Annotated in this window: 20 protein-coding genes; 12 read left to right on the plus strand and 8 right to left on the minus strand. The window is 61.1% G+C overall.

Features of this window, described 5'->3' with window-relative positions:
- Positions 1-40: 40 nt before the first annotated feature.
- The 3 genes from HGK58_RS05220 to HGK58_RS05230 are packed head-to-tail and all read left to right on the plus strand — an operon-like array spanning position 41 to position 2,698.
- Positions 41-781: a glycosyltransferase family 2 protein gene (locus tag HGK58_RS05220; RefSeq protein WP_168626433.1), complete on the plus strand. Its 741-nt coding sequence runs from the start codon at positions 41-43 to the stop codon at positions 779-781.
- Positions 778-1,119, plus strand: a complete 342-nt coding sequence (locus HGK58_RS05225) for a DUF2304 domain-containing protein (protein WP_168626434.1) — start codon at positions 778-780, stop codon at positions 1,117-1,119. The genes HGK58_RS05220 and HGK58_RS05225 overlap by 4 nt, the downstream gene beginning before the upstream one ends.
- The gene (locus tag HGK58_RS05230; RefSeq protein WP_168626435.1) at positions 1,106-2,698 is read left to right on the plus strand and encodes a DUF2142 domain-containing protein; all 1,593 of its coding nucleotides are present in this window, start codon (positions 1,106-1,108) and stop codon (positions 2,696-2,698) included. The genes HGK58_RS05225 and HGK58_RS05230 overlap by 14 nt, the downstream gene beginning before the upstream one ends.
- On the opposite strand, the gene HGK58_RS05235 is transcribed toward HGK58_RS05230, so the two are convergent.
- Positions 2,679-4,529 carry a glucosamine 6-phosphate synthetase gene (locus HGK58_RS05235; RefSeq protein WP_168626436.1) on the minus strand — a complete coding sequence of 617 codons (1,851 nt, stop codon included), beginning with the start codon at positions 4,527-4,529 and terminating at the stop codon, positions 2,679-2,681. The genes HGK58_RS05230 and HGK58_RS05235 overlap by 20 nt on opposite strands.
- Before the next feature lie 263 nt (positions 4,530-4,792).
- Here HGK58_RS05235 and HGK58_RS05240 point away from each other — a divergent pair, with 263 nt between their 5' ends.
- Complete coding sequence (locus tag HGK58_RS05240) at positions 4,793-5,881, plus strand: glycosyltransferase (protein ID WP_168626437.1); 1,089 nt, start codon at positions 4,793-4,795, stop codon at positions 5,879-5,881.
- Positions 5,882-6,040: 159 nt separating this feature from the next.
- Here HGK58_RS05240 and HGK58_RS05245 read toward each other — a convergent pair whose 3' ends face one another.
- The 4 genes from HGK58_RS05245 to HGK58_RS05260 form a co-directional block, all read right to left on the minus strand.
- Complete coding sequence (locus tag HGK58_RS05245) at positions 6,041-7,339, minus strand: nucleotide sugar dehydrogenase (RefSeq protein ID WP_168626438.1); 1,299 nt, start codon at positions 7,337-7,339, stop codon at positions 6,041-6,043.
- A 53-nt stretch (positions 7,340-7,392) separates the two neighbouring features.
- Entirely contained in the window at positions 7,393-8,550 is a 1,158-nt protein-coding gene (locus HGK58_RS05250) for a glycosyltransferase (RefSeq protein ID WP_168626439.1), read from the minus strand.
- A 111-nt stretch (positions 8,551-8,661) separates the two neighbouring features.
- A complete protein-coding gene (locus HGK58_RS05255) occupies positions 8,662-9,888 on the minus strand; it encodes a glycosyltransferase (RefSeq protein WP_168626440.1) in 1,227 nt (408 codons plus the stop codon).
- Positions 9,885-11,042 carry a hypothetical protein gene (locus HGK58_RS05260; protein WP_227412157.1) on the minus strand — a complete coding sequence of 386 codons (1,158 nt, stop codon included), beginning with the start codon at positions 11,040-11,042 and terminating at the stop codon, positions 9,885-9,887. Before HGK58_RS05260 ends, HGK58_RS05255 begins: the two co-directional genes overlap by 4 nt.
- Positions 11,043-11,287: 245 nt before the next feature.
- Here HGK58_RS05260 and HGK58_RS05265 point away from each other — a divergent pair, with 245 nt between their 5' ends.
- The 7 genes from HGK58_RS05265 (at position 11,288) to HGK58_RS05295 (ending at position 19,476) form a co-directional block, all read left to right on the plus strand.
- On the plus strand, positions 11,288-12,442 hold the full coding sequence (locus HGK58_RS05265) for an N-acetyl sugar amidotransferase (protein ID WP_168626441.1): 1,155 nt from the start codon (positions 11,288-11,290) through the stop codon (positions 12,440-12,442).
- Between the two features lie 68 nt (positions 12,443-12,510).
- The gene (locus HGK58_RS05270; protein ID WP_349236164.1) at positions 12,511-13,599 is read left to right on the plus strand and encodes a glycosyltransferase; all 1,089 of its coding nucleotides are present in this window, start codon (positions 12,511-12,513) and stop codon (positions 13,597-13,599) included.
- Between the two features lie 107 nt (positions 13,600-13,706).
- Positions 13,707-15,497: an ABC transporter ATP-binding protein gene (locus HGK58_RS05275; RefSeq protein ID WP_168626443.1), complete on the plus strand. Its 1,791-nt coding sequence runs from the start codon at positions 13,707-13,709 to the stop codon at positions 15,495-15,497.
- Positions 15,498-15,507: 10 nt separating this feature from the next.
- Positions 15,508-16,686 carry an N-acetyl sugar amidotransferase gene (locus tag HGK58_RS05280; RefSeq protein WP_168626444.1) on the plus strand — a complete coding sequence of 393 codons (1,179 nt, stop codon included), beginning with the start codon at positions 15,508-15,510 and terminating at the stop codon, positions 16,684-16,686.
- Positions 16,683-17,288 carry an imidazole glycerol phosphate synthase subunit HisH gene (gene hisH, locus HGK58_RS05285; protein ID WP_168626445.1) on the plus strand — a complete coding sequence of 202 codons (606 nt, stop codon included), beginning with the start codon at positions 16,683-16,685 and terminating at the stop codon, positions 17,286-17,288. The genes HGK58_RS05280 and hisH overlap by 4 nt, the downstream gene beginning before the upstream one ends.
- Entirely contained in the window at positions 17,285-18,052 is a 768-nt protein-coding gene (locus HGK58_RS05290) for an AglZ/HisF2 family acetamidino modification protein (RefSeq protein WP_168626446.1), read from the plus strand. The genes hisH and HGK58_RS05290 overlap by 4 nt, the downstream gene beginning before the upstream one ends.
- On the plus strand, positions 18,049-19,476 hold the full coding sequence (locus HGK58_RS05295) for a hypothetical protein (protein ID WP_168626447.1): 1,428 nt from the start codon (positions 18,049-18,051) through the stop codon (positions 19,474-19,476). Before HGK58_RS05290 ends, HGK58_RS05295 begins: the two co-directional genes overlap by 4 nt.
- 28 nt (positions 19,477-19,504) lie before the next feature.
- Here HGK58_RS05295 and HGK58_RS05300 read toward each other — a convergent pair whose 3' ends face one another.
- From HGK58_RS05300 to HGK58_RS05310, 3 genes are read right to left on the minus strand one after another with little or no spacing between them, the layout of a single operon-like run.
- Positions 19,505-20,494: a Gfo/Idh/MocA family oxidoreductase gene (locus HGK58_RS05300; RefSeq protein WP_168626448.1), complete on the minus strand. Its 990-nt coding sequence runs from the start codon at positions 20,492-20,494 to the stop codon at positions 19,505-19,507.
- On the minus strand, positions 20,494-21,570 hold the full coding sequence (locus HGK58_RS05305) for a DegT/DnrJ/EryC1/StrS family aminotransferase (RefSeq protein WP_168626449.1): 1,077 nt from the start codon (positions 21,568-21,570) through the stop codon (positions 20,494-20,496). The genes HGK58_RS05300 and HGK58_RS05305 overlap by 1 nt, the downstream gene beginning before the upstream one ends.
- A complete protein-coding gene (locus tag HGK58_RS05310) occupies positions 21,570-22,178 on the minus strand; it encodes an acyltransferase (RefSeq protein ID WP_168626450.1) in 609 nt (202 codons plus the stop codon). Before HGK58_RS05310 ends, HGK58_RS05305 begins: the two co-directional genes overlap by 1 nt.
- A 186-nt stretch (positions 22,179-22,364) precedes the next feature.
- Here HGK58_RS05310 and HGK58_RS05315 point away from each other — a divergent pair, with 186 nt between their 5' ends.
- Positions 22,365-23,597, plus strand: a complete 1,233-nt coding sequence (locus HGK58_RS05315; RefSeq protein ID WP_349236137.1) for a glycosyltransferase family 2 protein — start codon at positions 22,365-22,367, stop codon at positions 23,595-23,597.
- Positions 23,598-23,675: the final 78 nt, after the last annotated feature.

The following is a 23,675-nucleotide window of genomic DNA, read 5'->3' on the forward strand; positions in this document are numbered from 1 at the left end:
AAGTGCGGGGTGCGTTCGTCGCCCAGTAGACTGTGACTCCATGAGAGTTCTCGTTGCGATCCCCGCGCTCAACGAGGCGACGGTAATCGCTGACGTGCTCGCATCCCTTTCGGTAGCCCACCCGCTCAGAGATGTCGTCGTCATCGACGATGGATCGCGTGACAATACCGCACGCATTGCGCGAGCGGCGGGCGCCCACGTCCTTTCACACGCGATCAATCTCGGGGTCGGTGCGGCCATGGGAACCGCATTCAAGTACGCGGTCCTGAACGGCTACGACGCGGTCATCCAATTCGACGGGGATGGTCAGCATCGGGCGGAACAAATCTCAGAGCTCATTGCGGCCGCCGAACACTCCGACATCGTCATCGGAAGTCGCTTTGCGAATGGCGGGTCGTTCAAATCGTCCGCCACGAGACGAAACGTTCAACGATTCATCGCGTGGGTTACGTCGGCGTTTGCTCGCACGCGACTCACCGACGCGACGAGCGGATTCCGGATTGCCGGCCCCCGGGCGCTCCAAGTGTTTGCAGAACATTACCCGGTCGAGTGGCTTGGCGACACCGTTGAGTCGATCGTCCTCGCGACCCGGCAGGGGCTCAGCGTTTCGGAGATCCCCGTGGTCATGAACGAACGGGCTGGGGGCGTTCCTTCTCAGTCAGTGTTTCGAGCCACTCTCTATACAGGTCGAATTCTCTTCATCCTTGGACTCGCGACCATTCGAAGCGTGCCTCCGCAGATAAAGGCGTTGAAATTGCGAGAACAAGAGGCGGGGGCGTGACACCTCAACTCGTCGCGATCGTGCTTGCGGTCGTCCTGCTCATCGTGGTCATCTTGCTTCTTCGGTCCTACGTTCTGCCCGAGAAGTACGCAGTGATATGGCTCGTTGCTGCAGTCTCGGCCATCATTCTCTCCGCGTGGCCAGGTCTCCTGGACACGGTTGCGCGATTCCTGGGAATCGGGCAACCGATCAACCTGCTCTTCGTCGGCGGCTTCTTTGTCGTGCTGCTGCTTCTCATGCAAGTTAGTCTCGAGTTAGCCCGCACGCGAGACGAACTCCGCAAGGTGGTTCAGAAGCTCGCCCTCGATATCGAAAGGCGTCCGCATGACGACGCTTGACGCTTTACCCCGTCCCCGTTCCTTCGGTGCCTTTCTTCGGTCGATTCGCCTGATTCACCTGGCGCCGGTGCTCGCGCTTGTCGCGCTCAGTGCCTGGGCATTTGCTTCACCTATCGGCGCCGGGCCCGACGATGACTATCACCTGGTGAGCGTCTGGTGTGCAAACGGCGGGAGCGCGGAGTGTACGCCGGGAGCTGAGTGGAACAACAGGACGGTTACACAAGCGCTTCCGGGTGTCGCGTGCTACGCGCAGGACGCAAGTCGCAGCGCTGGGTGCCAAAACGAAGTGTGGTCGACGCTGATGGAACAGCGCGCCTTGAGCGAGCGCGGAAACTTCGTCGGGGAGTATCCGCACGTCTATTACTCATCCATGCGAATCCTTGCCGGCGGAGACATCCAAACCAGTGCGCTGGTAATGAGGCTCATCAACGCAGCACTGTTCGTGGGGCTTGCGACGGCGCTGGCGTGGCTGCTTCCAGCACAGCGTCGCCGTACTCTCCTGTGGGGCTGGGTGGTTGTCCTTGTGCCACTGGGGATGTTTCTGATCCCGTCCAATAATCCGAGTGGATGGGCGATCACCGGGGTGGGGACCGCGTTCCTCGCCCTGCTTGGGTGGTTTGAGACACACGGACGAAGGCGGTGGGCGCTCGGCGCCCTCTATCTTGTCGGCGTTCTGATGGCGGCGGGCGCGCGGGGAGATGCTGCGGTCTACGCCGCTGGAGCGACGGTCACGGTGTTGATCCTTACGGCGGCGCGGCAACGTCAGTGGGCCCTGCACGCCATTCTGCCCCTGGCTGGCTTTATCATCGCGGTCCTTTTCTTCTCGACATCCGGGCAAGCCGGTGTCTTCGCGGCAGGTTTCAGCGGAGGAGGGGGTGCGACCATTCCCATCTCCTCGGATCAGACCGGAGTGGAGGCGCCGCTCGCTGGCTTCGGGCTCGCTGCCTACAACCTGCTCATGCTTCCGTTCCTTTGGACGGGAGTGTGGGGATCATGGAGTCTGGGCTGGCTCGACACCCAGCTGCCGGCGATCGTGCAGTGGGCGGCAACGGCAGCATTTGTCGTCTTCGGATTCGCAGGGATCGGCTTGCTCACCTGGCGAAAAGCCATTGCGACAGGTGGCGTGCTGTTCGTCCTGATTGCGCTTCCGGTGCACGTGCTGACGGCGGGGGGCGACAAGGTAGGGGCGAATCTGCAGCCTCGCTACCTGCTCCCGCTTATCGTGCTGCTCGTGTTCCTGCTGGTCTTCGAGCCCGCGGGTGCCCGCCTCCGATTCACCAGGGTGCAGACGTTCGTGATCCTCGGCGCGGTTGCGCTCGCGAACCTCGTCTCGTTGCAGGTCAACATCCGTCGCTACGTCACCGGGGCAGACCAGCAGGGTCTGAACCTCGACTCAGGCGCCGAGTGGTGGTGGGCAGGCTTCCCGGTCGGTCCGACGGCAGTGTGGGTGGTTGGCTCGCTGGCTTATGCAGGGTTGCTGGCCGTGCTCTGGCCACAGTTGAGTCGAGTGACCCCAGTGCTTCCTGAACCCCTGGAGTCCAGCCTCGTCCACGGAAGGTTCAATCGCTGGGCGTTGTGAGCGTCGGCAGCGTCGCGCCTTCATACAGCCGCGGTGTGCGGTTGATGGTGTTGATGGCGTGCGTGAAGTCGACGCCGACGATGTCGAGATACCACTTGAGGTTCGGGTAGCGCGGCGTGTTCTCTTCTTGCACGAGACGCAGGGCTTCGTCGCGAGTAAGGTCGCCCTCGCGCACCTGGTTGCTGCGGAAAGTGTCATGCTCAGTGAAGCCGGCGATCGTGTAATACGCGTAGTTGTAGAACGCCGCCGTTCCGTCGCCGATGCGCCACGTGGTCTGGGTGTCGGGGGCGCGCTCCCAATCGTACTCGCCGTCGAGTGTGTCTTCGATCTGCTTCTCGTCCCACCGCCAGTAGTCGAAGATGTGGAAGTAGTCACTCTTCTTCGTGAAGCTGCGGTAATACTCGCCCGAGAGGGTGTCCCACAGTGAGCGGTTGAAATAACCGGGGCTCTTCAGCATGGCGCGACCCCTAAGCGACTGGTAGCGCAACTGCTTCATCGCACCGTGGCTGTAGACACGCTCTTCAGCGAAGTCGGGAGGCACGCCGAGAAAGCCCGACTTGAAGTGGGTGACTTCGAGCGGGTTTATGCCCCACAGGTTGAGGCTGATCCCGGTCTGCCGCTTGATCGTTTCGACGTGACGGAAGAAGTGCTTGTCACCCGCGGTGAGCACGCTGAGCATTCCGAGGTGGGGTGACTTGAGCCAGGCCGTGAGGTTGCGCCGAATGTAGTCTCGCTTCTTCGTGATGTCGGGGGCCACGATGATGTTTTCCACGCCCAGCTGGGCAGACATGCGGCTGACGTTTCGGCGGCCGAGATCGGTGACCATGCCCCAGTCGTACGTGTACGTGATGGGGCGCAGTTTGAGCTCATGGATGATGAGGTGCAGGCCGTACGAACTGTCGCGACCACCGGAGAAGGGCACGACCACTTCGTCGCCGTGCGAGCGTCGGTAGGGCTCGATCAGTTCGAAAAGCTCTTCCTTAGGCCGGGGGTGATTGCGCGGCTTGTAGTTGAGGCAGTAGTTGCACACGCCGTCTTCGTCGAAGGCGATGTACGGCATGGTCTCGGGCAGAATGCATCGCGTGCACCGGCGGAGATTGTGGGTGGGGTACTGGAGGAGGCTCTCCTCTTTCGCGGAGTAGCCGAGCCCGGGGACGAGGTCGATCGAACGGTTCGCCCACTCGACGATGGCGACCTCGTCCTCTTGCGCCGGAACTTCCAGGATGACGGCGTCGCGAACCTGGCGGATGTTCTCGGCGCCGAGTTGCTCGAGCGGATAGCTCTCAGAAGAGAAGGCGACACCGTTGGACTTGTCGCCGAGGAAGAGGCTGCCGTTGTTGGAGAAAAGCAGCAACTTCCCGAGCCGGGGGATGAGGGCGGCGCACGCGACCACTCCCTCGGTGAGCTCGAGCACGCGCTCAGCCGCGGTTTCGACTGTTCCGCCTTCTTCAAGGTGCGTGGCGATGATGGCCGGAATCACCTCGGTGTCGATCTCCAGCTCAGGGGTCTTGCTGATCAGCGGCCACACTTCCGTGTGATTGACAACGATGCCGTTGTGCAGCACCACGATCTGCTCCCGCATCACCGGCTGGTTGTCTGCGGTGCCGTTGGTCACGAGCCGGCTGTGACCGAAGAAGAGGGCCCCAACCGAAGGGATGCGCTTCAGGAGGCGGTCAATCGGGAGGTCTGCACGGTAGGCGTTGTAGGCGTCCTTGCCCCGAACCACCATGCCGCTCGAATCGCGACCACGCTGCTGTGCGTGCTTGACCAGTGTCTTCACCGACCCGGAGTCGAGGCTGTCTGGGCCGACAAAGCCAAAGATTCCGCACACGTATGATTTCTCCGATTCCGAGGAGGGGTTTGCAGCCGACATCATGCTGCTAAGGCCAGCAGGCCAAGGCCAAGAGGCAAAGAGCCGTTCAATTATGCCACGTTGGACTTGACCAAGCGCTGCATGCGCGATCCGGCGCAATCCAGAAGCTTCGCTCGGTTGCTTCTCGCAGGATAAGCGAAGGGTGCCCTCGTTACGCTTTCGACGTGTCTCGCCCGCAATTCACGTCAGTCAAAAGAGCGCTTGTTGTCTCCTATTCACCAGTGACCCGCGACGCTCGGGTTACGAAACAGATCGGCTGGCTCGAGTCTGCTGGTTACCGCGTTGATGTCCTCAGTCGCGGCCCCGAGGCCCCTGGTGCGACGGGCCGATTTCTTCGGATCGGCTATCCGAATCTTCTCGTAAGACTTGCCATCTACGTTTTTCTTTCTCCGCGCGCTCGCTTCCATCGACTCGTGGGGCGAAGACTGCCGATATCGGACCTTGCGGGTCACAAATACGATCTCATGGTCGTGAACGACCTCCATTTGCTGCCCTGGGTTGTGGAAGTTGCCAGCGATCTTTCCAAAGGGCCGGTGACGCTCGACCTGCACGAAGTGTATTCCGGCACCGTTTCCGGCCCACTCTTCAGATTTCTCCACGGCCGATACGACAGTTGGCTCTTGACGTTTGTGCCTTCCCCCGTTTTCACCAAGCGACTTACGGTCGCCGAGGGCATCGCGGATTACTACCGAGACAGGTACGGCATACCTCGGCCCGATGTGATCAAGAATGTGGCTCCATATCAAGAACTTGAACCGTCCCCTGTCGATCCAGAGAGGATCGTGCTCGTGCATCACGGCTATGCCGCGACCGCGCGTGGCATTGACGTCATGCTCGATGCCGTGCTTGAACTCGAGCCCCGATTTGTCTTCGTGCTCATGGTGCTCGGGAATCGGCGTTCGCTTGCTCCGCTGCGTCGGCATCCAGCGGTTGTAGCAGGCAGAGTTGAATTTCGTTCTCCTGTGCCTGTCACAGAAGTTGCGTCGGCGCTGAACGACTGCGACCTCGGGGTGATGTTCCTCCCGCCCCGCTTCCTCAACAACGTCTACGCGTTGCCGAACAAGTTCTTCGAGGCAGTTCAGGCACGTCTCGGGATCGTGATCGGGGAGAGTCAGGAGATGGTCGGCTTCGTTCGGGACTACGGCTTGGGCATCATCGTTACGGGTTGGGAGGCTTCTGACTTGGCGGCGGCAATCAACAGATTGTCGACCGAGGAGATAGTTGCCATGAAGACGGCAGCTTCTCTGGCGGCTTCGGACCTCTCAACAAGGGGCGAAGGGCCGAAATTTCTGTCCCACGTCGGTGCATAGCCTCCACTCTTGGGGTCATTATTGGGACCTGCGAGGTTGCGTTATAGGCATCCTTGCTCCCTTGTGACACTTCTCAAGTCGGGGAGAGGGCCCGCGGTTCCTGGCTGCGGTTGGCCTGAGTTCGGAACCGGCTAAGGCTAATTCTCAGGGGACTGATCCTCAAGCGGCCAGCTTTCCGATGACCCGGTAGGCGACACCCGGCCACTGCTCGGCGGACGAAACCCGTCGTCCGTCGATGAATGCCTTGATGCCTGGCAGGTCATCAGCTTTGAGCGCGCGATATTCGTCGTGGTCGGCCTGAACCACTGCGGCGTCGACGGACTCGCCCAAATGGTATGGCGCGAATCCGAGGCGAACGAGTTCTTCATCGTCAAAGAGCGGGTCGTGCACGAGCGGCACTGCGCCGCGCGCCTTCAGCGCCTCTACGGCGCCGAAGACCCCGGAGAATGCAGTTTCTTTCACCCCGCCGCGGTAGGCGGCTCCGAGGACAGCAACTCTCGCACCGGTGAGGTCTCCGTAAGCCCCCTCCAGCAAGCCAATGGTGTACTCGGGCATGCCGGCATTCGCGGCGCGGGCCGCGGATACGACGGTGGCCTCAGGGTCAGTCCACAGGTACAGCCGCGGGTACACCGGGATGCAGTGACCGCCGACGGCGATACCGGGCTGATGGATGTGACTGTACGGCTGTGAGTTCGACGCCTCGATCACCTGGTAGACATCGATTCCCGCAGTCGCGGCGAACCGCGCGAACTGGTTCGCGAGCCCGATGTTCACATCACGGTAGGTCGTTTCCGCGAGTTTCGCGAGCTCAGATGCCTCGGCACTGCCGAGGTCCCAGACCCCGTTCCCGCGGGGCAGGTCGGGGCGATCATCGAAGTCGAGCACGGCGCGGTAGAACTCGACTGCGCGCTGAGCACCGCGCTCCGAGAGTCCGCCAACGAGCTTGGGGTACTTGCGGAGGTCCTCGAACACCCGACCGGTGAGCACGCGCTCCGGGGAGAAGACGAGGTCGAAGTCGACCCCCTCCTTCAGTCCGGATGCTTCTTCGAGAAGTGGCTTCCATCTTGTGCGCGTAGTACCAACTGGGAGAGTCGTCTCGTAGGACACAAGGGTGCCGGGGGTCAACACCTCGCCCAGAGACCTGGTTGCGGCATCCATCCATCCGAAGTCCGGCTCAGCGGTGACCTCGTCGACAAAGAGCGGCACGACAAGCACGACGGCGTCGGCTCCGGGCACGGCCTCGGAGTAGTCGGTGGTGGCGCGGAGCTTGCCGGCTGGAACGAGCTCGGAAAGCATTTCTTGAAGGTGTGCCTCGTTGGGGAACGGCTCGATGCCCTGGTTGACGAGGTCAACTGTGCGTTGGGAAACGTCAACGCCGACCACGTCATGGCCCTTGCTGGCGAACTGGACAGCGAGCGGAAGCCCGATCTTGCCGAGGGCGATGACGGCGATCTTCAAAGAGTCTCTCCAGGGGTTGAGTAGTTTGACGGGGTTGGCATGCTGGTTCAATGCTACGTGCGGATAATTGCGAGGCTCTCGTCGACAACACGCTCTGCGATCGCACTCAGGGAGAACTGGCCTGATGACCACTTTGCCAGTTCCGCGCGGTCAGGCGGTGGCAGTGGTGCCGCCGCAGCAGCGTTCATCGCCGTCGCAGCCTCGTCAACGTCGTACCCGACGGCCACGCCGGCGTAGGGATGGTCCGCTTGGCGCAGAAACTCCACGGTTGGGCCTGGGCCGGCGAAAATGACAGGGCATCCGGCCGCGAGCGACGCGTATACCTTGGTGGCGAGGGCATAGTTGTTCCTCGGGACGGGCGCCAGGCTGGCGACGGTGGCGGTGGCTGCGGCGAGGATGGTCGAGAGCGCCGCCGGTGGAATCGGTGCGTAGAACTCCACAGACTTCTCAATCCCGAGCCCGCGCGCTTTGGCTTGCATCTCTTCACGGTCTTCGCCGTTGCCGTAGTACTCGAGGCGGGCACCGGGGTGCTGGTGCAGCACCTGGTGCATCGCTTCGACGAAGATTCCTGCGCCATGCCATTCCGAGTGTGTCCCGGCGTAGATGAACACCGGCGGCTCGGGCGGCGCCTGGCCGTCGTATCGGAAGTCTTTGGTCTCGGCGCCGAAACCGATCGGCACGGCGGGTGTCATGATCCCGGCGATGCGGAAGCGGTCAGTCAACGGTTGGTGCGCGGAGAAGAGCATCATTGCGCCGCTCAGACCCCATGCCTCGACACGGCGCAGCACACCCAGAATCAGGCGGGAACTCGTCACCATCTCGGCCGCCTCCGACCAGTAGTCGGCGGCGCGCACGACATACGGGGTGCGGCGAAGAGCGGCGACCACGCGGACCACCGCGACGGTCGTCGGCGGAGGCTCGACGACGTAGAGATCAGCTCTTCGGGAGAACAGCAGCCGGAAGGCGAGCGGGATGTCGAAACTCAAGTAGCTGAGATATCCGCGCACGTACTGCTGCCGATCGCGCTTGACGGGCGCCCTGCGCACCTCGATGCCCCGGGGGTCATCAATGACCGCGCCCCGTGGCGGTTTCGCGGTCAGGATTGTGACGTCACAGCCGCGCTCCCGGAATTCTTCCGCCCAAGTGCGCAGAATCCCCGATGCCGCCGAGATTTCCGGCCCGAAGATCCGAGTGGCAATGACTACTCTCATTTGTCCCCAGCGAGAACTCGACGTTTCGGAGTGGCGTGAGCGCCACTCCGTCACCCCGCTCCTCCAATTAGCTCACTTGCTAGCTGTAGGGCGGCTGGACGCGGCTGGTGTCTAGTCTGGACGGTCTGCTTCCGCAGAAGCCTTTGTCGCAGTTGTCGGTGAAGTTCCACCGGTTGCTTGCCTCGTGCGGATGATGACGAGGCTCTCGTCGACGACTCGCTCTGCGATCGCATTCAGTGAGAACTGGCCTGCTGACCATTTTGCCAGTTCAGCGCGGGCGGTCGGTTGCAGTGGTGCAGCGGCCATCGCGTTCATCGCTGCTGCGGTCTCGTCGATGTCGTAGCCGACGGCCACGCCGGCGCGGGGATGGCCCGCGTCGCGCAGGAACTCCACGGTTGGGCCTGGTCCGGCGAATATGACGGGGCAGCCGGCGGCCAGCGACGAGTACACCTTGGTAGCGAGGGCATACTCATTCGCCGGTACGGGCGCCAGGCTGGCGACGGTGGCGGTGGCTGCGGCGAGGATGGTCGAGAGCGCCGCCGGTGGAATCGGTGCGTAGAACTCTACGGACTTCTCAATCCCGAGCTCGCGCGCTCGGGTTTGCATCTCTTCACGGTCTTCGCCGTTGCCGTAGTACTCGAGGCGGGCACCGGGATGCTGTTGCAGCACCTGATGCATCGCCTCGACGAAGATTCCTGCGCCATGCCATTCAGAGTGCGTGCCGGCGTAGATGAACACCGGTGGCTCCGGTGGCGCCTGACCGTCGTAACGGAAGTCTTTGGTGTCAGCTCCGAAACCGATCGGCACGGCCGGGGTCGTGATCCCGGCCGTGCGGAAGCGGTCCGTCAGCGGCTGGTGTGCGGAGAAGAGCATCTTCGCGCCGTTCAACCCCCATGCCTCGACGCGGCGCAGCATACCCAGGATGAGTCGGGAACTCGTCACAAGCTCGGCGGCTTCCGACCAGTAGTCGGCGGCGCGCACGACATACGGGGTGCGGCGAAGAGCCGCGATCACGCGGACCACCGCGACGGTCGTCGGCGGAGGCTCGACGACGTAGAGATCGGCCTTCCGGGAGAACAGGAGCCGGAAGGCGAGCGGGATGTCGAAACTCATGTAGCTGAGGTACCCGCGAACGTACTGCTGACGGTCGCGTTTGACCCGCGCCCGACGCACCTTGATGCCTGAGGGGTCGTCGATGACGGCACCTCGCGGCGGTTTCGCAGTCAGGACCGTGACCTCGCAGCCGCGGTCCCGGAATTCTTCCGCCCAGGTGCGCAGAATCCCGGATGCTGCCGATATTTCCGGCCCGAAGATCCGAGTGGCAATAACTACTCTCATCGCGTCCCAGCGAGAAGTCGTCCAACCAGCGCGCTTTGCGTTGCACGATCCGGTTCGCTGGAAAGCGCCCGGGCGGACCGATCCGCGGCCTCCTTGTAGCGGGTCACGTCGTCTGCGCTGATGCCGCGTAGTGCATCAACGAGCGCATCCGTGGTTGTGTCGGCGGTGATGATGCCCAGTCCATACTCCGCGATGTGGGCATCGATCTCTGGGGCGGGAGAGAACACGAGCCCCAGCCGAGCCTGCACAAAGTCGAAGAATTTGTTCGGCAGGTGATACAGGTGGCTCAGTGTCTTGAGCGGGTAGAGGAATACTCCAAGGTCGTACTGGTTGAGTACGGTTGGCAGCGTTTCCGGCGGCACGGGTGGATGTACGGTGACCCTTGCGGCCGAGGCGGCCTTCTTGCGGATGACATTGAGGTGTCCGCCGGGCACTTCGAGCAGGTAGAGATCCAACGTGAAGCGGTCACCGAGCTGCTCCACCGCGTCAATAACTTCCACGATGTTGCGCTCCGCGTCGGCGGTCCCGCTGTGCACGAGGCGGATCGTATTTGGGTCGACTGGAGTCGGTGTGAGGTCCCTCAAGTCAGCGGCGTTACGGACGATCTCGGTGGTGACCCCGTACCGTTCGCTGTAGAGGCCGGCGAGGCCCTTGCTGACACTGGTGACCGCGGCGACCTTGGGCAGGTACTTCTTGCACAGGTGCTTCATGTATGGACCTACGAGCAGGCGCCAAACCAGAACCGTTGCCCTCTCTTCCGGGGCCCATTCGTGCATGTCGGCCAGTACCGGCGCCCCGCCGGCGGCGGCGAAGGCGAGGGGTAGCGCTCGAGCGTCGTTGGCGACGACGAGGTCGTAGGGGCCGGAGTCGATCGCCTGCTGTCGCACCGCCTTCTCTCCTGGCGCGGTGAGTTCGACCGCATTGTGCAGATGAAGTGCCAATTTGGCGACGCCCAGCGGTGTCTCGGGCAGGGACGACGCCTTATTCGGCACTTCGATGTGCTGCACGACGCCGTCCGGTGCCGGGCCGTAACCCACCGTCGTCACTTCGCCGTGTTGGCTCAACACTTCAAGTTGGCGCAACACTCGGGAATCAGCGTGGATGGGGGAGAAGGAGACACAGAGGATTCGTTTTGGCTGCAATGGTTTCCTCAACCAGATCTTCTCGAAAGCAGGCGACGCATATTGTCAAGTCTATTGGCTGCGTTCGGGCCCGCCGGCCGTCGCTCAACGTCCCACCGTCTCGGCTTGAATTCAATAGGGTGAGCGCTCACAGAATGCCATCTCGCGATCGACTATGCTCGGTGGGTGCCCGGTCCGGGCGCTCTGTGCCGCCCGGTCAAGCCTTGGTGGCTCGCTAAATTTGGGCTGAATGCCGAAGCACTTATGGAGGCAGGGCAATGTCGGCTGAGGCGCGACTGTACCAGCGGTGCACCCGCACCATTATGGACACCACCGACCCGGATATCTGGTTCGACGAGCACGGCGTCTCTTCGCATGCCATCCGGTTCGATGAAGACTTCGCGCCGGTCCTCGTCCCGGCACAGCGCGGTGAACTCCTCGGCGAGCTTGAGAAGCTCGTCGATACGATCAAGGCTGCCGGTAAGGGCAAACCATACGACTGTGTGATCGGTGTCTCCGGCGGGGTGGACAGTACCTACCTAATGCTGCAGGCAGTTCGGCTGGGGCTGCGTCCGCTTGCTGTGCACTTCGACAGCGGCTGGAATTCCGAGCTCGCGGTTGGCAACATCCATAATCTGGTGACGACGCTCGGGCTTGACCTCCACACCCATGTCATCGACTGGCGGGAGATGAAGGATCTCCAACTCTCCTACTTCAAAGCGTCACTAGCCAACTGCGATGTCCCAACCGATCACGCCTTCGGTTGGGTCGCCTACCAGCAAGCGCGCAAATACGGAATCAAGTACATCCTTTCCGGTTCCAACTATGCGACCGAGTCGATCCTCCCGGAGGCCTGGGGTTACAACTCCGATGATGCGCGTCACCTCAAGGCGGTGCACGCGAGATTCGGGACGGTGAACCTGAAGACGTACCCAGTGATGGGAATGTTCAAGCGGCATGTCTGGTATCCGCTCGTGCGAAGGATCGAGACGGTCCGACCTCTCAACTACATGCCTTACGTTTACACGGATGCCAAGCAAGACATCATTGACAACGTCGGCTGGCGCGACTACGGCGGCAAGCACTACGAGTCCGTCTTCACCCGTTACTTCCAGGGCTACTACCTGCCGCACAAATTCGGATTCGACAAACGGTTAGCGCACTATTCCTCCCTGATCCTCTCCGGTCAGCTGACTCGTGAGGAGGCGCTTTCGCAAATGGAATCGTCGAACTACCCGGAGTCGTTGCGCGAGCAGGACCACGAGTTCATTGCGAAGAAGCTCGGAATCACGACGGCGGAACTTGAGGGACTCATTGTGCGCCCACCGGTCGACTACACGGCGTATCCGAACTCTGCCGCATTCTGGTCGGCGGTGCGTCGGCTCGGCGCGCCCGTCGGTCGACTTGCCCGAAGAACGGGGCTTCTCAAGTGACCGCTCGAGCCCGAATTCTCGTGCTCACATACACGCCGTTTGCGCAGGAGCCACGGGCGTTGAAGCAAGTGCGCTTCCTGCGTGACAGACACGATGTGACGACGGCAGGGTTCGGTCCCTCTCCCTTCTCCGAGGTGCCCCACGTCGAGATTCCCGCGCTCCCGCCTCAGCGCTGGGGCCTTATCGGACGCCTCTTGGCGGCCATCCTGCTCGTGTTGCGTTGGTACTGGCCACTTACTCGTATCAACGCGCTAGACAGGGTGACCTCGCGCCTCGTCGGAAGCGGCGACTGGGACATTGTCATCGCACACGACGTGAAGACCATCGAAGCGGCACTCAGACTTAAACCTCGCCACGGCGTCCTCCTTGACCTTCATGAGTACGCGCCGCGACAGGAAGAGCACTCGTTGCTGTGGCGGCTGCTGATCGCTCCCTACTTCCGGTGGCTCTGCCGCACCAAGGTCCCGCGCGCGTCCGCCGTTGTCACGGTGAGTCAGGGCATCGCGGATGAGTACGAGCGCGAATTCGGTTTCGAGTCAACCCTCGTAGTCAATGCCACGCCGTACTACGAGCTGAATGCTCGGCCTGTAAGCGCGCCATTGCGCTTAGTGCACAGTGGCGGTATCGCGGTGCAGCGTCGCCTTGATCTCATGATCACCGGAGTGCGCGAGTCGTCGGCGAACGTGACTCTTGACCTCTACCTGGTGGGAGGGGATTCCGCTCTCATGCGGCAGTTGAAGGAGCTCGCCGCCGGCGACGCTCGCATCCGATTCCGGGAACCGGTGCCGTATGACGAGCTCGTTCCGACTCTCAATGAGTACGACCTTGGGCTCAGCATCTTCCCACCGACAACGTTCAATCTGGCGTGGTGCCTGCCAAATAAGTTCTTTGATTTCGTGCAGGCACGGCTGGGTGTGATCGTGGGTCCGTCACCAGAGATGTCGAGGTTCGTCGACGAATATGGGATCGGCTTGGTGCTCCACGATTTTGAGCCGTCCTCGTTGGCGCGGGCTCTGGAGTCGATCACATCGGAGACCGTGGCGAAGTGGAAGACAGCTTCGGCGGCACACGCTGATGCACTATCGAGTGAATCGCAAGCTACAGTCTGGGAGGAACTCATCACGAAGCTGACTGCTGGACGTCTCACCGCTAAGTAAGTCGCGTCCTCAAGTGCTTGACACGACGTCGGGTGTGCGGCTCGACAAGAGAAAAAATTACACTCGCTGATCTGGGTTCAGTGAGCAACGAGGGTATGGAGTCACGGTTGAGAGAGTTGTACTCCCTGTTTCGGGATGTTCTCGCGGTCTTTCCGCCGGGCGGCCGGCGATTCGTTCTCGGCTACTCGTGGCTCCTCGCGTCACTCTCGATTCTTGACGTGGCGGCGCTTGGGCTTCTCGCCGTCATCATTGGACCACTCGCATCCGGGCAGCCCGTGACTCTGCCTGTCATCGGCGAACTGACGACGACCGGTGTAATCGGGGCGATCGTGATCATGTGCGCATTGATGATCTCGAAAGGTTTCTTCTCAATCGTGATCACCCGCTGGGGTGTCTACCGGATTGCACGGTATGAGGTTGCCATCGGTGACCGCCTATTTCGTGCCTACATAAACGCCCCCTGGATGACTCGCCTTCGTCGCAATTCAGCGGACATGCTCCGGTTCAGTGACAGCGGAGTCGACGCGGCCGTGAACGCCTTTATCATTCCCGGTGCCTCCCTCATTGGCGAGGTTGTGAGTCTGGTTGCTGTTATCGCAACGCTTGCGGTGGTGCAGCCGCTGCTGGCGCTTGTCACCTTGGTTTATATGCTGGCGATCGGCCTTGTCTTGCATGCGTGGATCGGGAAACGATCGCGGGCGGTCGGCGAGAACTATGTGAAGTTTGCGATTCGCACGGGGAGACTGGTCCTTGAGATCGTTGGCGCGATGAAGGAGGTCGCGCTTCGTAACAAGGAATCCGAGGTTGCGGGGGTCGTCAAGACGAGTCGAACAGGCACGGCGACCGCCCGCGCTGCAATGATCTTCCTGGCAACAATCCCGCGTTATGTGCTGGAGGCCGGCCTGGTTGGAGGCTTCCTTCTTGTCGGCGCGATGGCTTTCATTCTCGGCGGACCAGAACGGGGTCCCGAACTGGCACTGTCTGCCGTCGCCTTGTTTGGGCTAGCCGGCTTCCGGATCGCCCCATCAGTGGTACGAGTCCAGTCCGTGGTCTCGGGAATGCTGGCAAACATGTCTTACTCGCGACGCCTGCTAGAGGAGATGGCAGAAACGGAGCTTGCGGCTCAGACCGCGGCACCGGAGTCGGCTCTGGCCGTGCCAGAGAATGCCACGCGCATTCGGCTCAGCGATGTAACGTTCCGCTATGCCGACGACGCGGAGCCCGCGATCTCAAACCTTTCGCTAGACATAGATCTCGGCACCACGGTCGCGTTTGTCGGAGAATCCGGCTCTGGCAAGTCAACGTTGGTGGACCTAGTGCTTGGTCTCATCGAGCCGACTCACGGTGATGTCTTCGTGGACGACGTTAGGCTCTCCGATATTCGTCGGGCGTGGCGTGAGCGAGTGGCGTATGTCCCGCAAGAGGTAGCACTTTTCGATGCGACCATCGCGCAGAACGTTGCGCTCACTTGGTCCGACGACGCTGATCGTCACCGCGTGCGAAGTGCACTGGAGCGCGCGCAGCTCTGGGATGTAGTGGGCAATCGTGATGGGGGAATCGATGCGCCGATCGGCGAACGTGGAATAGCGCTATCCGGGGGTCAACGACAGCGGCTCGGAATTGCGAGAGCTCTCTACACCGACCCGCTGGTGCTTGTCATGGACGAGGCGACGAGCGCACTCGACAGCAAGACGGAGGCCGCAGTCACTGAGTCGATCGCAAACCTTGGAGGAGATGTCACCGTCATCGTGGTTGCGCACCGCCTCGCGACTATCAAACACTCGGATCGAATATTCTTCTTGCGCCACGGCGAGTTGGCGGGTGCGGGAACATTCGAGCAGCTCGTGACGCAGTTCCCAGATTTCGCAGAGCAGGCTCAGCTCGCTGGTCTCGCTTAGGCTTTGTGTAATGAAAGAGTCGAGAGCAGTGTCCCGGTCGACTGAGGTTCGGCCTTACCAGCGATGTACCCGCACCATCATGGACACATCCGATCCCGACATATGGTTCGATGAACGCGGCGTGTCGTCCCACGTGCTGCGCTTCGAGTCAGCGTTTGCTCCGGAATTGCGAAGGGCGCAAGCGGGGGAGCGGATCTCGGAGCTCGACGCTCTCGTCGCCGAGATTAAAAAGTCTGGCGAGGGAAAGCCCTACGACTGCATAATCGGTATCTCCGGTGGGGTCGATAGCTCCTACGTAGCTCTCCAGGCCGTGAGGTTGGGTCTTCGCCCGCTGGCCGTACATTTCGACAGCGGATGGAACAGCGAACTCGCTGTCGACAACATTCACAACCTCGTTTCAAAGCTTGGCCTCGATCTATACACGCACGTGGTCGACTGGCGCGAGATGAAGGACCTTCAGCTGTCGTTCTTTAAGGCTTCGGTCGCCAACGCGGATACGCCTACCGATCATGCTTTCAGCTGGGTCGCCTACTCGCAGGCGATGAAGTACGGGATCAAGTACATACTCTCCGGCGCAAACTTCGCGAGCGAGTCGATCCTGCCGCCAGCTTGGGGTTACGACTCCTCGGACGCCAGACACGTGAAGGCAATCCAGAAGCAGTTCGGCACGGTAAAGCTCAAGACGTATCCACTGATGGGTCTAGCAAAGCGGAACCTGTGGTACCCCGAAGTCAGGCGCATCCGTACGGTCCCGCTACTGAACTACATGCCGTACATCTACAAGGATGCGAAGCAAGAAATCGCCGACGAGCTCTCGTGGCGCGACTATGGCGGCAAGCACTATGAGTCCGTGTTCACACGATACTTCCAGGGCTACTACCTGCCCCACAAGTTCGGATTCGACAAGCGTCTCGCGCACTACTCATCGCTCATTGTGTCCGACCAGATGACGCGAGACGAAGCGCTCGCGCTGATGGAGACCACCAATTACCCAGACGATCTGCGGCGGCAGGATCACGAGTTCATCGCGAAGAAGCTCGGCGTGACCCCTTCTGAACTCGAGTCGATCTTCGAACAACCTCCAGTGCACTACTCGCAATACCCAAACGCCAAAGCGTCCACTGACCGTCTCTTCGCCTTCACTGCAGCGCTCGGAAGCGTGTTGAGAAAGTTGCGCATCCTCCGATGAGCGTCTCGCTCGTCGACTACGGCTTAGGCAACCTCGGCTCGGTCGCCAACATGCTCAAGCGTGTAGGAGCCGAGTGGCGGTTGGTCAGCGCGCCGGAACAGATCACCGCGAGCGACCGGCTGCTTCTGCCAGGGGTTGGAGCTTTCGACACGGGGAGTCAACTCCTCAGTGACCAGGGGCTAGACACTGCTGTACGGGAGTTCGCCGCTTCAGGTAAGCCATTGCTTGGGATCTGCTTGGGCATGCAGCTCTTGCTCGATGGAAGCGAAGAGGGCGAGGCGCCGGGACTGGGACTGATTCCCGGCACGAGCACGAGATTCCCGGAAGTTCCTGGACTCCGCGTGCCCCATATGGGCTGGAACACAATGGCGCCCGCACGCGATGACCCTCTAATTTCTGGACTCGATCCCGAGAGTCGGTTCTACTTTGTGCACTCATACAGGGTCTCACCCATCAGAGATCAAGACGTGCTGGGTGTCACTAGCTACGGGGGTCCGTTTGTGTCGATGATCAGATCGAACAACGTCATGGGTGCTCAATTCCACCCGGAGAAGAGCCATGCCTTCGGCATGCGTATCCTGAGCAACTTCGCGAACCTATGAACTCATTCCCTCGAGTGATCCCGGTGCTGCTCGTCAGCGACGGATATTTGGTCAAGCCTGTCAAGTTCCGGGGCGGGAAGTACATTGGCGATCCCATTAACGCTGTCCGCATCTTCAACGAAAAGCAGGTTGACGAGCTTGTAGTGTGCGACATTGACGCATCTGTCAAGGGCACCGGAGTGAATTTCACGCTTATCGAGGAGATCGCCAGCGAGGCTTTTATGCCGGTGGCCTATGGAGGCGGAGTCACGTCGGCCGAGGACGCGAAGCGCGTCGTCGGCATCGGGATCGAGAAAATTGTGCTGAACACCGCGTTTGTGATGCGGCCAGAGAGTGTCACTGAGATCTCAGAGGACTTAGGTTCGTCCAGCACTGTGGTGAGCATTGATTCCAAGAAGAAGCTGACAGGCGGATGGGATACCTACGTCCGCCGTGGCTCGAAGCGCACGGGCCTGTCGCCGAGCGAAGCCGCTCGTCGCGCGCAGGAGCTCGGAGCTGGGGAAATCCTCGTGTCCTCGATCGACCGCGAGAGTACGTTCACCGGCTACGACCTGCCACTCGTCGAGTCTGTCGCGGCCGCGGTTAGTGTGCCCGTGATCGCGCTGGGTGGGGCGTCAGGGTTCGACGACTTCAGGGCTGCGCTCGACAAGGGAGCATCCGCGGTCGCGGCAGGCAGCATGTTCGTGCTCAACGGCAAGCACCGCGCGGTGCTCATCTCCTACCCCGCTCCCGCTCAATTGAGATCTCTGGCGGACCGCTCATGAAGCTCAAGACGGCTCCAGGCACGCAGGCGCTTCTGGACCTTGAGGATGCGGCGCCCGACATCCTGTTCGAGCGAATTCCGGGAGCTACTTCTCCGCTATGGCCCGATGTGCGTACTGCATTCATGACGGCCATGCAACACCGAGACTACGGCTCGGCCCCCTCAGAACCAGCCGCTTCATCGCAAGTGCGTGCGTGGCAACGGTTGTTGCGTTCCCTGCTGCCTTCACAGTGGGACGCACGGCAACTCCGATCCGAGCGCCCGATCCTGTACATAGTTGGCGGCGGGACGACCCACAGCGTGTCGGCGGGTCTACGGAATTGGCTCATCGGTGACTATCTCGATCTGTTCCCTGAATTATCGGCAGTTGTGCAGTGGCACGCGATCAGTTCTCCGCCGCCGGCCTTTACCATGACGCGGTCGCTGGACCCCATGGCAGCGCGTTCCGGCGGCTACGCACGACTATCTCGCAAGAGAGTGGATTCGGCGCTCGTGAGACGGTTAGTGCGGGAGTTTGCCGCGCGGCTGGAGGGACAGATCACCGACGACCAACTAGTGGCGATAGCTGCCAGCGCGACTTATTCTGCCTCGATCGCGCCGTACTTCGAAGCAGAGTTCTCGAAGCTTCTTGATCGCGTGCGACCCCGAATAGTCATTATGGAAGACGCCTCATACGGGGGCAGGGCGGCACTCATTGCGATGCTTAAGGCGAGGGGAATACTCGTCGTGGAGCCGCAGCATGGCTGGATCGGACCGACTCACGGCGCCTACAATTTCGGCGCTGCAATGCGCGATCCCCAACTCCTCGTCACGCTGCCGGACGAAGTCCTGACCTTCGGCGAATACTGGAGCAGCGGTATTCGGCACCCCGGTCGCGCGATCGCAATCGGGAAGCCTCATCTGGAATCGATGGCCGCCAAAGCTGAACAATGGAACGAACGCCCCTCGGAGGTGCTCTTGGTTTCCAGCGTTTCGTTCCCTGAAGAGACGATCGAGTTCGCCCGTTCGTTGCGTCGAGCATTGCCTCCCGAATGGGTGGTGCGCTTTCGTCCGCATCCTTCAGAGCGCGCGGTTCTGTCGTCTCGGTATGGGCGGATGCTGGCTGAGCCCGGGCTCCATGTCGATGACAACGCCGATGTCTACGAATCGCTCTCTACTGCAAGAGCGGTCGTGGGAACGGCGAGTACCGTTCTTTTCGAGGCCCTTGCCATGGGTTGCCAGGTGTTCGTGCGCGATAGTCCCTACACCGACTATTACGTCGGGGACCTTTTTGGACCACCGCTACAAGGAGTAGGTGAGGTTGATCGAATCTCGCGGGCGATGCTCGACGCCGAGGCCGATGATGAGCCTTCGGTTCTTGATTCGATTTGGAAGCCGGGCGCAGTCGAGAATTTCCGGAGTTGGGCCGAGGCTCGCTTGAATTAGGCGACCTGCAGAGGGTGCATTAATGCGGCTACTCTGCGTGAGCGTCCAGCCGGTTAGTGCGCCCGTCTAAGCTCATGCTCTCGGCGATCTCAACGACGCGAGTCCCTTCGGCAAGAGTCACGATGCCGCGGGGCTCGCCCGCTAACACTGAGTCCCGGAATGCCTCGTGCTCCATTCGCAGCGGCTCCTTGCGGTCGAGCGCGAAACGGGTCATGTCTCCTTCTGAGACCCCGCGGAATTCGCCTGGATCCCAGGCAACTTGAATGCGTCCGTTCTCGAAGTAGGTGAGGTCCGCGCTCAGGGTATCGGCGAGGAGTACGCCATTCTCACCAGTGATGATCGTCACTCTCTCCTTGAAGGGGGTGAGCCAATTCACGGTGTGCGAGGTGATCGTGCCGTCCGACAACGTACCGACGGCGACAACCATATCTTCGTGGGGACGACCGCTGCGGTGTGCCGTGCGTGCATTAACAGAAACGAACTCCTGTTGCGCAACCCAGGCGGTGAGGTCGATGTCGTGCGATGCAAGATCCTTGATGACACCTACGTCTGCGATCCGGCCGGGGAACGGACCCTGCCGGCGAGTGGCGATCTGGTAGATCTCTCCAAGCACGCCATCTTGAATGCGCTGACGAGCTGCCTGCAACGCGGGGTTGTACCTCTCTATATGGCCGACCCCACCGATTAGTCCTTTCGCGTCAAAGAGATCTCGAAGTTCGCGAGATTCTTGGGCGGTGGATGCGACAGGCTTCTCGATGATGGCGTGCACGCCCGCCTCCGCGAGTCGTGTTCCGAGTTGCAGGTGGAACACGGTTGGTGCAGCGACGACTGCGTAGTCAAGACCCAGCCCAAGAAAGCGGTCGAGGTCGCGGATGACCGGACGATCGTGAACGCGCTCGGGAACGTTTTCGGCCGGGTCGAAGACAGCGACAAGTTCGACACCGTCGAGATTTGCAAGCACCCTTGCGTGATTGCTTCCCATCACGCCAAGGCCCACGAGACCCGCGCGAAGCGCCATCAAGCGCCCGCCCTAGCAACGGCGTTAACCGCTTCCACAATTGATTCCCGCTCGGCATCGCTAAGGGACGGGTACACGGGAAGCGACAGCACCTGTTGCGCGGCGAGTTCAGTATTCGGCAGGTCGAGGTCAAGGCCGAACGACGGAAGCCTGTGAATCGGTGTCGGGTAGTACACTCCACTGCCCACTCCGCGGTTCGTGAGTTCGTTCGCGAAGGCGTCGCGATCGTGGTCGACGACCCGAATCGTGTATTGATGATAGACGTGCACTGCATTCGCGGCGGTGGGGGGCGTGACAACGCCGTCGAGATGCTCGTTGAAGAACGCGGCGTTGCGCTGACGAGCTTTGGTCCATGCTTCGAGTTTCCTGAGTTGTACCCGTCCGATAGCTGCATGAATGTCAGTCATGCGTGTGTTGAAGCCGATCAATTCGTTTTCGTAGCGCCGTTCCATGCCCTGGTTCCGGAGCATCCGAGCGACTCGATTCACCTGATCTGAGGCGGTGGTGATCATGCCTCCCTCGCCCGACGTCATGTTCTTGGTGGGGTAGAACGAGAAGGATGCCGCCTCGCTCCACGCACCTACGGGCTTGCCCTCGATGGAGGCGGCGTGAGCCTGCGCTGCGTCTTCGAAAAGAAGCAAGTCGTGCTTCTCCGCAAGGGCCGTAAGAGCGACCATGTCAGCCGGATGGCCGTAAAGGTGAACAGGCATGATTGCTGTTGTGCGAGGAGTTATCGCGGCCTCAACGGCGGCGACATCGATCGCAAAGTGATCGAGTTCGACATCGACGAAGACGGGCGTTGCGCCTACGAGGCTGACCGCGTTCGCCGTTGCAGCAAAACTGAACGACGGCACAATGACTTCATCGCCAGGCTCAATACCTCCAGCGAGGAAGGCCAAATGGAGGGCAGACGTGCCGGAGTTCATTGCGATTGAGTGCCGACCGTCAACCCATTCGGAGAACTCGGATTCGAACGCTGCAACCTCCGGTCCTTGAGCGAGCATGCCGGAGCGTAGAACGCGGTCAACTGCGGCGCGCTCGTCTTCGCCGATCTCGGGCCTAGCGGCGGGGATCATCAATTCTCCACTTCCATGAGAGCGTTTTCGTCGGTCTGGCGGTACTTGGCGTTCGTCACGGGACAGCCCCAAAGTTCGCGGCTTTCTCGGACGAGTGGGTGCCCGGCCTTGCCTACCCAGCCGACGCGCCGTGCGGGGCTGCCAACGACGAGCGCGAAATCGGGAACGTCCTTAACCACTACCGATCCGGCGCCAACGAGAGCCCATCGCCCAATCTTGAGCGGTGCAATGCATGTGCTGTTTGCACCGATGGACGCCCCCTCAGCGATGTCGACGCCCACGGGTTGCCAGTCCGTCGCAGACTTCACGGAGCCGTCTGGATTGACGGCGCGCGGGAATTGATCGTTGGTAAGAACGACGGCTGGTCCAATGAATACCCCGCGCGCAAGGCGGGCCGGCTCGTAGACCAGTGCGTAGTTCTGAATCTTGCAGTTGTCCCCGACATGAACGCCCGGGCCGATGTAAGCACCCCGGCCGACAATGACGTTCTCGCCGAGCGTTGCATCCTCGCGCACCTGCGCGTAATGCCAAACTCGCGCGCTCGCGGCGATTTCCGCGGTTGGGGCTACGTCGGCAGACCCATGGACGTGGTCGTTCGAGGCGATCATTAGTGCTCCGGAAGGTAGGCGGCAGGCAGCCAACCTCTTCATCGTAGTTGCTTGCGCACGCTCGTCTGGCGAGATGGACGATTGCGGCGAGCGTACGTGCGTTAGCGGCTGATCGGTTGGACCCGCAAACTCGCCGAGCCGTCAACCGGACGAGCCGAGCACGAGCCAGTTGGTAGAGTCTCGCGGGTGTCGAGTAACGATGTAGCGAGTCTGGGCAGACCGACTCCGAGCTTGTCGATAATCATTCCATTTCATAATTCGCAGAACAACTCAGCACGCCTCTTGAGGACGCTAGCGGATCTACCTAACGGTTCTGTCGAGGTGATTTGCGTCGACGACGGGTCCACGGATGGGACCAGGGACGTCTTGACGAACTTTGCCGAAGTGTGCACGGTGCCGGTGAAGATCCTCTGGCAGGAGAACGCGGGTCCAGGCAGGGCCAGGAACAACGGCTTGCGGCACGCCCGGGGTGACTATGTGTGGTTCGTCGACTGCGACGATGACATTACGGCCGAGGCTCTGGCGTATTTCGACCGGCTCAAGCACGATGGGCTCGATTTCATCGACTTTGACATGGCGGACGGAGTGTCGGGACCAGTCACCAACACCATGGGTATCACGGCGGGAACTTATGGTGTGTCCAGCGAGATTCGATCCGGCTTGGTCCGCACCTACGGCTCGCTCGTTACAAAGATCACACGGCGCGAACTGCTCATAGCCAACGAACTGTGGTACCCAGAGTATTGCTTTTTCGAGGACAACCTTCTCACTCTGGTGTTGCCGTTCTTTGTCACGCGTTTTCATAAAGCAGACCTCGTCGGCTACACGCATCATCAAGAGTTTCAGAGCATCACGCGCCGGGCGTTGAGCCCGCGCTATTTCGATCGGTTGCATACAGCGGTGTGGGGGTTTGCAGCGGCCCGCCGACTCGCGATGGGGCCGTCAGAAGTCGAAGCAGTCGAGAACCGGTTCATCGACCTCTTTTTCGGCAAGACAACGTGCCAGATATTCGGCATGAACTACCCCAACACTGGTTTCCTCGACTCATTGAGGCGATTGCGTCTGGCAGAGGCGACGGGCCGCCTGATCGCTCATTTCGCTTCACTCTGGTATGCCCGAAGCTGGTTGGTTTCGGCGCGAGTCCATAGGTACTACAGAGAGCTCGCGCAAGAATTCGACCTGCCGAAGAATCCTCTTCCTCGAGCGATGGCACTGCCAGAAGGTCGACGCGTGCCATGGCGAGCGATTTGGGTTTCAACTATCTTTCTGCGCGGGCAGAGGAGATACTTCGAACGCCTACGGGCGGCCGCGTGGGGTCATGCCGCTTCAGGCTCAGAGGCATGGCGGATTCCAATCATGCGCGTCGACAGTATGTCGCAGGGAGCAACGTCACTCTCGGCACCTAGCGCCGTTCCGTAGCCTCGGAAATGCCGCACCCGGCACTACACGCGCAAATGGGCCCTTGGACACGACAAATTATCGGTCCGGCAGTGCCGG

This window comes from Cryobacterium sp. BB307 (assembly GCF_012274275.1).
Lineage (GTDB): Bacteria > Actinomycetota > Actinomycetes > Actinomycetales > Microbacteriaceae > Terrimesophilobacter.